Raw genomic sequence first — 9,089 nt, 5'->3', positions numbered from 1 at the left:
GCGCAAGCCGAAGGCAAGCAGCGGCACCGGAAACGCGAGACACAAAGGGGCCGCGAACCCGCGGCGCCGCAGGCGCCACAAATCAAACACAGCCCCGCGAACACGCGCTGCCGCAGGCAGCGCAAAATGGCACAGTGAGCGCTGACCTGCATGCCGAAGTGGTGTTGTCCCGAGCCGTCCGCGAGGTGGCCGAATTCGTCGACACCGAAGGGTGGGGACGTCCGCCGCAGATGTTCGCGCTGGTGCCGACTGCCGATCTGGTGGCCGCCGAGCCTGGACTCATAGATCAGCTGGATGCGGGCGACGAACTCACGCCGGTCGCCCAGGAACCGCTCCCCGAGGACGTGACCGGCGGTTCGATCGCGCTCGAGGAAGTGCTGGCCACCACCAGCTGGCCATCCGCGGTGGCCGGATGCGTACTGGTGCAGGAGATCGTGGTGCTGCCGCCCACCGCCGAGAGCACCCTCGACGACGCATTGACGCCGCTGCTCGCCGATGACGACGCGGCCGATGCCGCCGGACGCGCCGCCGCCCACTCGCATCCGGAGCGCCGCGAGGCCCGGTTGTTCGCGGCGGCCCTTCGGGAGGGCACCACCCTGTGCTTGTTGCAGGTGCGTCCCGACGACGACGCCGACGAGTTCGCCGATCTGGAGCTGCGGACCTACCCGAATCTGGCCGCGAATGTGGCCGAGGCCCTGCGGCATACGCTGGACTGATCTGTTGCGGCGGGCGCGAATCCCCGTCGCCCGCCGCGGTTCGCGCTAGCCGCAGCCGACCGTCGGACGTCCGGCGCTGAGATCCTCGAGCGACTGCACGGCGCCTGCGAGGTTGTCCACCTTCACCAGGCGCAGCCCGTCGGGGGTGCGCTGCCTGGCCTCGTTGCAGTTGGCGGCCGGAACCAGGAACGTCTCGGCGCCCGCCTCACGTGCGGCGATCATCTTGTACTGGATGCCGCCGATCGGGCCGACCTTGCCGTCCTGTTCGATCGAGCCGGTACCGGCGACGAACGTGCCGCCGTCGAGTTCACCGGGGGTGAGCTTGTCGATCAGGGCGAGGCTGAACATCAGGCCCGCGGACGGTCCGCCGATATCGGCCAGATTGAAGGTGACCTCCATGGGCGGACGCGCGCCCGCACCGGGAGTGACACCGAGATAGCCCTTGTTCGGGTCGTCTTCGCGGGCGGCGAGGGTGACGGTGACGGTCTGCTCAGCGCTGCCGCCGCGACGGGTCACCAAGGCGACCTCGCTGCCCGGCGGCAGCTTCCCGATGGCGTCGACCACGTCCTTCGGTGCGGTCATCGGGACTCCATTGATGCTGACGATCTCGTCGCCCTCTTCCAGCACCGCCTTGGCCGGACCGTTGTCGGCCACAGTACGGGCAAGCACCGCGGTGGGCAGGCCGAGGAAGTTCATCGTCGCGATCTCGGCGTTGCTCTCGGATTCCTTGAAGTCCTGCTGGTTGGACCTATCGATCTCCTCCCGCGACATATCGGGCGGATAGACCTCCGAGCGCGGGACGAGACCATGCTCGCCGCTGAACCAGAAGCCGATCGCCTCGAAGATGTTGAGCCCGTCGCGCACCGAGACCGTCGTCATATTGAGGTTTCCGGATGTCGGATCCACCTCCACACCCGTGACGTCGACGACCTGTTTGCCGTCCACTTCACCCAGTGTGTTGAATGTCGGCCCCGGGCCGAGAGCGACGAAGGGCACGTTGAACCAGCTCCCCGCGACGCCCAGCACGAGCACCGGGAGCAGCGCGGCGAGCAGAGTGATGATCCGACGATTCACGCGGCCAACAGTAGCGATCGCCGCGACCGCGGGGCGGCACCGGCGGAAGTTTCGCGGTTCGGGCGGGCCCGGATCGACTGCTGTGAGCGCGTTCACGCACGCGCGTGAGCACCGTGCCGATTTCGCGGCGCGCGAACATCGCCGCCGGTCCGCGCCGCGTAACGTAATGGGTATGAGCGACCAACCGTTCGGATTCTCGAACCGCGACGACGACGATGACCGCAAACGAGGCGATGAGCCGAGCGGTTCCGGCGCGGGCGACCCGTTCGGCTTCGGCATGGCCGGTTCCGGGGCGGGCGGATTCGATCCAGCCCAGCTCGGGCAGATGCTGACCTCGCTCGGCCAGATGCTCAGCGGTATGGGTCAAGGTATGGGCCAGCCGGGTTCGGAGCAGGGCGGTCCGGTCAACTACGACGTCGCCAAGCGGCTGGCCCGCCAGCAGCTCGGCGCGAGCGTCACGCCGGTGTCGGCGGGCACCGTCAGTGCCGTCGCCGATGCCGCGCACCTGGCCGAGCTGTGGCTCGACGGTGCGACGACCCTGCCCGCGGGCGCGACGAAGACGGCCGCGTGGACGGCCAACGACTGGATCGAGGAAACCTTGCCGACGTGGCAGCGGTTGTGCGATCCGGTGGCCCAGCAGATCTCCGGCATGTGGACGGCGAACCTGCCCGAGGAGGCCAAGCAGTTCGCGGCGCCGATGATGGGGATGCTCGGCCAGATGGGCGGCCTCGCGTTCGGTTCGCAGCTCGGCCAGGCCCTTGGCCAGCTCGCCAAGGAGGTGCTGACCTCCACCGATATCGGCTTGCCGCTGGGGCCCGCGGGCACCGCTGCCCTGTTGCCTGCCGCCATCTCGGAGTTCAGCGCGGGTCTGGAGCAGCCCGAGAGCGAGATCATGGTGTTCCTCGCCGCCCGCGAGGCCGCCCATCAGCGCCTGTTCGGGCATGTGCCGTGGCTGCGGCAGCAGGTGCTCGGCGCGGTCGAGGACTACGCGCGCGGCATCAAGATGGACTTCTCGGCGCTGGAGGAGGCAGCCCAGGGCATCGATCCGATGTCGCTGACCGATCCGAGCAAGCTCGAGGAAATCCTGTCCCAGGGCACCTTCGAGCCGCAGACCACGCCGGAGCAGAAGCAGGCGCTGGAACGGCTGGAGACGCTGCTCGCCCTGATCGAGGGCTGGGTGCAGGTCGTGGTGTCCGAGGCCGTCGGCGAACGGCTGCCCGGCGCAGGCGCACTCGCCGAGACTCTGCGCAGGCGCCGCGCCACCGGTGGCCCGGCCGAACAGACCTTCGCCACCCTGGTCGGGCTCGAGTTGCGGCCGCGCAAGCTGCGTGAGGCCGCTGCGCTGTGGCAGCGGTTGACCACCGACGCCGGGATGGAGGCGCGCGACGGCATCTGGGCCCATCCCGATCTGCTACCCGATGCCAGCGATCTGGACTCCCCCGCAGGCTTCATCGACGCGGTGATCGGCGGCGGCACGAACGCCTTCGACGATCCGCTGGCGCAACTGGCCGAAACCGAGGCGCGCGAACGCGAAGAACGCAACAAGTCCGGCGAACCCGGTGACAAGCCTGGCGAATCCGGAGGCACCGCCTCTTCCTGATCGCGAGGGCTGAGGTCCAGATCACGAGGGCTACGGTCCGATCACCCGCGCCACGCGGCGACACTCGAGCCCCGCGCCGTCGCGATCGAGTGCGTCGCAGGGCCGGGTCGGCGGCAATGTGCGGTCCGTCGATCCGGCGCCCGACCTGTGGATAACTACGGATTTCGCGCCGGATCGGCAGCGAGCAGCTCTGCATACTGCTCGCCATGACATCGCTGTGCCTGCGCGGGCCGATGCTGCACCCGCAATTGCTGATCCTGACCCGGCCCTCCGGTGCGGTTCAGCTCGGCTGGGATCCGGAGTCCGCGCGTCAACTCGCGGTCCCCGGGATCGACCCCGATACCCTCCTGCATTTCTTGCAGCTGCTCGATGGGTTGCGCACCCGTCCACAGATCATGTGGCGGGCCACCGAACTCGGCCTCACGCCGCATCGCGCGAGCCAGCTGCTTGCCACGCTCGACGATGCGGGGCTGCTGTTGCACCCCGACACCCCCGCTGGCCGCGTCCGCCGGGTCCGGGTGCACGGGCTCGGCCCGCTCTCGGATGCGATCACGACGGGGCTGCGTCGATTCGGGCTGCGGCCGCAGCGCTCGCGCGGCCCGCGCATAGACCTTCGCCCGCGACCTGATCTGGTGCTGCTGACCGACACCCTGGTCCCCGACCCGCGCCTGATCGATCAATTGCTGCGCGCACGGATCGCGCATCTTCCGGTGCGCTTGCGCGACGGCGACGGTCTGGTCGGACCGCTCGTGCAGCCCGGCCGGACCAGCTGCCTGCGCTGCGCCGACCTGCTGCGTGCCGACTACGACCCGGACTGGCCACGACTGGCCGCGCAACTGCTCGGGCGGGTCGGCCACGCATCACGCTCCGGAATCGAAGCCACCGCGGCGCTGGCGCTGCGCGAACTGGAGTCGATCATCGCGTGTTCGGTCGGGCGGCCACCCGCCGTTCTCGAGGCTCAACTGGAGCTGGATCTGGATTCGTATCGGCTCGAGATCCGGCGCTGGGCGCCGCACGCACGCTGCGTCTGCCGGCGCATTCGTGCCGGTACCGACGGTTCGACGTGACGCGTACCACTCCGAAAGCTGGATTCTCAGTCGATTTCGATGGCACAGCAGCGGCCCGGTCGGCCATGATGGGTACGTGTCCGAGATCGTGCGCCGCAGCTCCTCCCGCAATGCGAAGTTAGCCAAGATTCCCCTCGGGATCGCTGGACGAGCCGCCGTTGGTTTCGGCAAGAAGCTGGCCGGGGGTGACAAGGGCGAGATCAACGCACAGCTGAACCAGAAGGCCGCCGAACAGCTGTTCACCATTCTCGGTGAGCTCAAGGGTGGCGCGATGAAGTTCGGCCAGGCGCTCAGCGTCATGGAGGCCGCCGTCCCCGAGGAGTTCGGCGAGCACTATCGGGAAGCGCTGACCAAGCTGCAGGCGGCCGCGCCACCGATGCCCATCGAGACCGTGCACCGCGTGCTCGATCAACAGCTCGGCACCCAGTGGCGGACCCGCTTCCACTCCTTCGACGAATCCCCCGCCGCCTCCGCGAGCATCGGCCAGGTGCACCGAGCGGTGTGGTCCGACGGTCGCGCGGTCGCGGTCAAGGTCCAGTACCCGGGTGCCGACGAGGCGCTGCGCGCGGATCTGAAGACGCTGTCGCGGATGACCGGACTGATCTCGTCGGTGATTCCCGGCGCCGATGTGAAGCCGATCCTCGCCGAGATCACCGAGCGCACCGAGGAAGAGCTCGACTACCGCAACGAGGCGAGCAATCAGCGCGTATTCGCCAAGGCCTTCGACGGGCACCCGGAGTTCGTTGTGCCCAAGGTGGTTGCCAGCGCGCCGAAGGTGATCGTCACCGAATGGCTCGATGGCACAGCGGTTTCCGCGATCATCGCCGCGGGCAATGCCGATCCCGAAGGCACCCGCGAACTCCGCAACCGGGTGGCCACCCTGATGGGCCGATTCCACTTCTGCTCACCCGAATTGGCCGGCCTGCTGCATGCCGACCCGCATCCGGGCAACTTCATGGTGACGCCGGAGGGCAAGCTCGCCGTCATCGATTTCGGTGCCTGCGCACCGCTGCCGAACGGCTTCCCCGAGTTGCTCGGCCGGATTCTGGCGCTGGCGGTCGACGAGGAGTTCGAGGAGCTCACCGCCCTGCTGCACGACAACGGCTGGGTGATTCCCGGGCGGGTCATCACCCATCAGGAGATCGCCGACTACCTGCGCCCGTTCACCGATCCGATCAAGACCGACTCGTTCCACTTCACCCGCAAGTGGATGCAACGGGTGGCCGGACGAGCCTCGGACTTCAACAGTCCGGAGATGAAGACCGCACGTGCGATGGTGCTGCCCGCCGAGCACGTGATGATCTTCCGGGTGCTGGCAGGCTCGATCGGTATCTCCGCCCAGCTCGACGCCGAGGTGCCGTTCATGCAGCTGGCCGCGACCTGGATGCCAGGATTCCGGGAGCAGCGCGACACCGCGTAGGCGCTGAACGCAGCGAAAACCTCACTCCCCCAATAACAAACAACCGCCCAGTCGCATCGACTGGGCGGTTGGTCGTTGGATGGTTCGCGGCCCGGCCGGCGTGATGCCGACTGTATGCGGGCCGCGAACCTGCCGCGCCGACGGCGCGGCCATCAGACGCATGCGGCGACCTTGCGGGGGCGACCACGCGGCCGCTTGCGGGCGATCACGACACCCTGGTCGAAGATCTCCCCACCCCACACGCCCCACGGCTCGCCGCGATCCATGGCGGCGCTCAGGCAGCCCTTGCGGATCGGGCAGGACGCGCACAGCGCCTTGGCCTGCTCCAACTGGACCGGGCTCTCGGCGAACCACAGGTCCGGGTCCCCGGCCCGGCACGGCACGGTAGTGGTGACCTCCTGGTCACGGGGAGCGGTTGCCACGGTTCGGCATGTCACGTCAGTAGTGGCCGTCGGCCAGCTCTCTGCGGTGAACACGTCGTTCTCCTTCAGCTCGTTTGCAGCGGTTCGGTGTCGTTCATTCCACGAAACCGGGGCTGCCGGCTGAAGGGCCGGAGAAATATGGCCACGGTTTCGCTTCGTGCGATCCGTGGCCAGGAGGTCGGGGAGAGTTCCCTACCTAGGTCGACATCTGTGTCGAGTCCTGATCACGGACGCTGGGTGTGCGTTGCGGAGGCGTGCTGCCAGCAGCTGCACCGGCTCATTGCCGGTTTCGGCTGCGTAGGCGCCGGCGACTGCGGGTGCAGCGGCCAGATGCCAGCCCGCGCTGGGCTTGTCCTGCGGATCGATGAGAATCGGGGTGAGCGTGTTATCCACGTGTGTGCCGAATGCACCGACGCCGGACAGACCGATCCCCTGCATGGCGAGGATCCCCCGGGAGGCAGAAACAGCCGACAAGGACACGTCGGTCCCGATCACGTCAAAAGCGGTGATGCTGTTCATTTCGTCTGCCTCCCTCCTGTACTCGTAATCTGTCTGAACTGTCCGCGCCGGGATACCCTCCCGGTGCGTGCTTCCCACCGTATGCGATCTCGGAAGAACCGACAACCTATTTTCTACCTGCGGTTTTGTGATTCGATGCGGTGCGGGATCGCACCAGTGCGATGACGTCGGCGCCGTACTGTTCGATCTTGCGTGGTCCGATACCGGAAATCGCGGCGAGTGCCGCATCGTCGGCGGGTAGTTGTTCGGCGATGGCGGTGAGGGTCGTGTCGGTGAACACACTGAACTCCTTCAACCGCTGATCCTGTGCCTTCTCCGCGCGCCACTCGTGCAGCGCGGCAAGCAGTTCGGCGTCGAGTTCGGCCGGGCATCTGCGGCAGCGGCCGAGCATCGTGGAATAGGTGCCGATCAACGGTTTGGCACAGACCCGGCACAGCGGGCGGGTGCCGTCGGCGGAACGATCCGTGGACGGTGCGGCGATGCGGGAAGCCGGGGAATCGTCGGGGACGAGCCCGTTGAGGAAGCGGGAGCGGCGCCGGGTGCGGCGGCCGCCCGCGTTGCGCGCCAATGCCCACGACAGCCGCAGATGTTCACGCGCCCGTGTCACGCCGACGTAGAGCAGGCGCCGTTCCTCTTCCAGCGCGGCCTGATCGGCGACGGATCCGTCATCGGAGAGGACGTGCGCGATCGGCAGGGTCCCGTCCGACAGACCGACAAGGAAGGTGGCGTCCCATTCCAGTCCCTTGGCGGCATGCAACGACGCCAAGGTGACCCCCTGGACTGTCGGTGGGTGCCTGGCCTCCGCGCGGGCGGCGAGTTCACGCAGTAGCCCGCCCAGGTCGAGGCGCTCGTCGTGGGTGGTGAGTTCCTCGGTGAGCTGGACCAGCGCGACCATCGACGCCCATTTCTCCCGTGCCTGCGCGCCGGTGGGTTCGGTGGCCGTGAGTCCGAGTGGGGCGAGCACGGCTCGGACCAAGGTGACCAGCGCGGCGCCGGTGCGCGCCTGGTCGGGCAGGTCGTCGCGCGCGGACGTCTGCCGCAGCGCCTGGACAGCCTGGCGGACTTCGGCGCGGGTGAAGAAACCTTCCCCGCCGCGCACCTGGTACGGGATGCCGCGTTCGGTCAGTGCCTGCTCATAGGTTTCCGATTGCGCGTTGATCCGGTAGAGCACCGCGATCTCGGCAGCGGGCGTACCGGCGGCGATCAGCTCCGCGATGGCGCGCGCGACCCCCGCCGCCTCGGCGGGGACGTCGTCGTATTCGGCGAAGGTGGGTTCAGGCCCGTCGCCGCGCTGGCCGATCAGTTGCAGGCGGGTGCCTGCGATGCGTCCGCGGGCCATCCCGATCACCCGGTTCGCCAGCGACACCACCTGGGGTGTCGAGCGGTAGTCGCGTTCGAGCCGGACGACGGTGGCGTCGGGGTATCGCCGCGAGAAATCCAGCAGATGGGCAGGGCTCGCGCCGGTGAACGAGTAGATGGTCTGGTTGGCGTCGCCGACGACGGTGAGATCGTCGCGCTCGCCCAGCCAGGCGTCGAGCACCCGCTGCTGGAGGGGGGTGACGTCCTGGTATTCGTCGACGACGAAACAGCGGTAGCGGCCGCGGAATTCGTCGGCAACGGCCGGATAGTCCTCGAGCGCGGCGGCGGTGTGCAGCAGCAGGTCGTCGAAGTCGAGCAGTAGGCCGTCGGGTGTGGTTTTCAGTGTTTCGTAGCCGGTGTAGACCTGCGCGATTCGGTTGGCGTCGAACGGGGCGTCGCGGTGGTGACGGGCAACCGCCGCCGGATAGTCCTCGGGCGCGATGAGCGAGGACTTCGCCCATTCGATCTCGCTGAGCAGATCGCGCACGCTCTCGGTGCCCGAGGGCAGCCCCGCGCGATGGGCGGCCTGTGCGACCACCGGGAACTTGCTGTCGAGCAGTCGCCACGGCACATCGCCGACGACCTGTGGCCAGAAGTAGCGCAGCTGACGAAGCGCGGCCGCGTGGAATGTTCGCGCCTGTACCTGATTGGCCTCGCCACCGAGGCCGAGCGCCCGCAGCCGTCCACGCAACTCCCCTGCCGCCCTGGCGGTGAAGGTCACCGAGAGCACCTGATCGGCCTTGACCTGCCCGGCCGCGACCAGATGCGCGATCCGATAGGTGATGGTCCTGGTCTTGCCGGTGCCCGCGCCCGCGAGCACGCACACCGGCCCCCGCGGTGCACGCACGGCGGCGGCCTGCTCGGGGTCGAGGGCGGTGAGGTCGAGTGCGGGCACGCGCTCCATCATGACAG

The 9,089-nt window shown here is 68.4% G+C and carries 8 protein-coding genes; 4 read left to right on the top strand and 4 right to left on the bottom strand.

Going from position 1 to position 9,089, the window contains the following annotated elements; all coding sequences use genetic code 11:
- Positions 1-134: 134 nt before the first annotated feature.
- Positions 135-716 carry a PPA1309 family protein gene (locus ACFXNW_RS29910; protein ID WP_379421158.1) on the top strand — a complete coding sequence of 194 codons (582 nt, stop codon included), beginning with the start codon at positions 135-137 and terminating at the stop codon, positions 714-716.
- A gap of 45 nt (positions 717-761) precedes the next feature.
- Here the strand turns inward: ACFXNW_RS29910 and ACFXNW_RS29905 are convergent, their stop codons facing one another.
- A complete protein-coding gene (locus ACFXNW_RS29905) occupies positions 762-1,790 on the bottom strand; it encodes a PDZ domain-containing protein (protein ID WP_379421157.1) in 1,029 nt (342 codons plus the stop codon).
- A 172-nt stretch (positions 1,791-1,962) separates the two neighbouring features.
- Between ACFXNW_RS29905 and ACFXNW_RS29900 the strand changes: the two genes are divergently transcribed.
- From ACFXNW_RS29900 to ACFXNW_RS29890, 3 genes are all read left to right on the top strand, one after another.
- The gene (locus ACFXNW_RS29900) at positions 1,963-3,390 is read left to right on the top strand and encodes a zinc-dependent metalloprotease (RefSeq protein WP_379421156.1); all 1,428 of its coding nucleotides are present in this window, start codon (positions 1,963-1,965) and stop codon (positions 3,388-3,390) included.
- Between the two features lie 206 nt (positions 3,391-3,596).
- Positions 3,597-4,457, top strand: a complete 861-nt coding sequence (locus ACFXNW_RS29895) for a TOMM precursor leader peptide-binding protein (protein ID WP_379421155.1) — start codon at positions 3,597-3,599, stop codon at positions 4,455-4,457.
- Positions 4,458-4,533: 76 nt separating this feature from the next.
- A complete protein-coding gene (locus ACFXNW_RS29890; RefSeq protein WP_379421154.1) occupies positions 4,534-5,877 on the top strand; it encodes an ABC1 kinase family protein in 1,344 nt (447 codons plus the stop codon).
- A gap of 152 nt (positions 5,878-6,029) precedes the next feature.
- Here the strand turns inward: ACFXNW_RS29890 and ACFXNW_RS29885 are convergent, their stop codons facing one another.
- The 3 genes from ACFXNW_RS29885 to ACFXNW_RS29875 form a co-directional block, all read right to left on the bottom strand.
- Positions 6,030-6,353: a WhiB family transcriptional regulator gene (locus tag ACFXNW_RS29885; RefSeq protein ID WP_379421153.1), complete on the bottom strand. Its 324-nt coding sequence runs from the start codon at positions 6,351-6,353 to the stop codon at positions 6,030-6,032.
- Positions 6,354-6,491: 138 nt separating this feature from the next.
- Entirely contained in the window at positions 6,492-6,818 is a 327-nt protein-coding gene (locus ACFXNW_RS29880) for a hypothetical protein (RefSeq protein WP_379421152.1), read from the bottom strand.
- A 106-nt stretch (positions 6,819-6,924) separates the two neighbouring features.
- Positions 6,925-9,081 carry an ATP-dependent DNA helicase UvrD2 gene (locus tag ACFXNW_RS29875; RefSeq protein WP_379421164.1) on the bottom strand — a complete coding sequence of 719 codons (2,157 nt, stop codon included), beginning with the start codon at positions 9,079-9,081 and terminating at the stop codon, positions 6,925-6,927.
- Positions 9,082-9,089: the final 8 nt, after the last annotated feature.

The sequence above is a fragment of the Nocardia sp. NPDC059180 genome (assembly GCF_042754945.1).
Lineage (GTDB): Bacteria > Actinomycetota > Actinomycetes > Mycobacteriales > Mycobacteriaceae > Nocardia.
Note: the sequence above shows the minus strand (reverse complement) of the source record. Positions and strands in the feature narration are given on the sequence as shown.

Coding starts and splice junctions, on each gene's coding strand:
- ACFXNW_RS29900 (WP_379421156.1), top strand. CDS start 1,963: ATGAGCGACCAACCGTTCGGATTCTCGAACCGCGACGACGACGATGAC.
- ACFXNW_RS29895 (WP_379421155.1), top strand. CDS start 3,597: ATGACATCGCTGTGCCTGCGCGGGCCGATGCTGCACCCGCAATTGCTG.
- ACFXNW_RS29880 (WP_379421152.1), bottom strand. CDS start 6,818: ATGAACAGCATCACCGCTTTTGACGTGATCGGGACCGACGTGTCCTTG.
- ACFXNW_RS29875 (WP_379421164.1), bottom strand. CDS start 9,081: ATGGAGCGCGTGCCCGCACTCGACCTCACCGCCCTCGACCCCGAGCAG.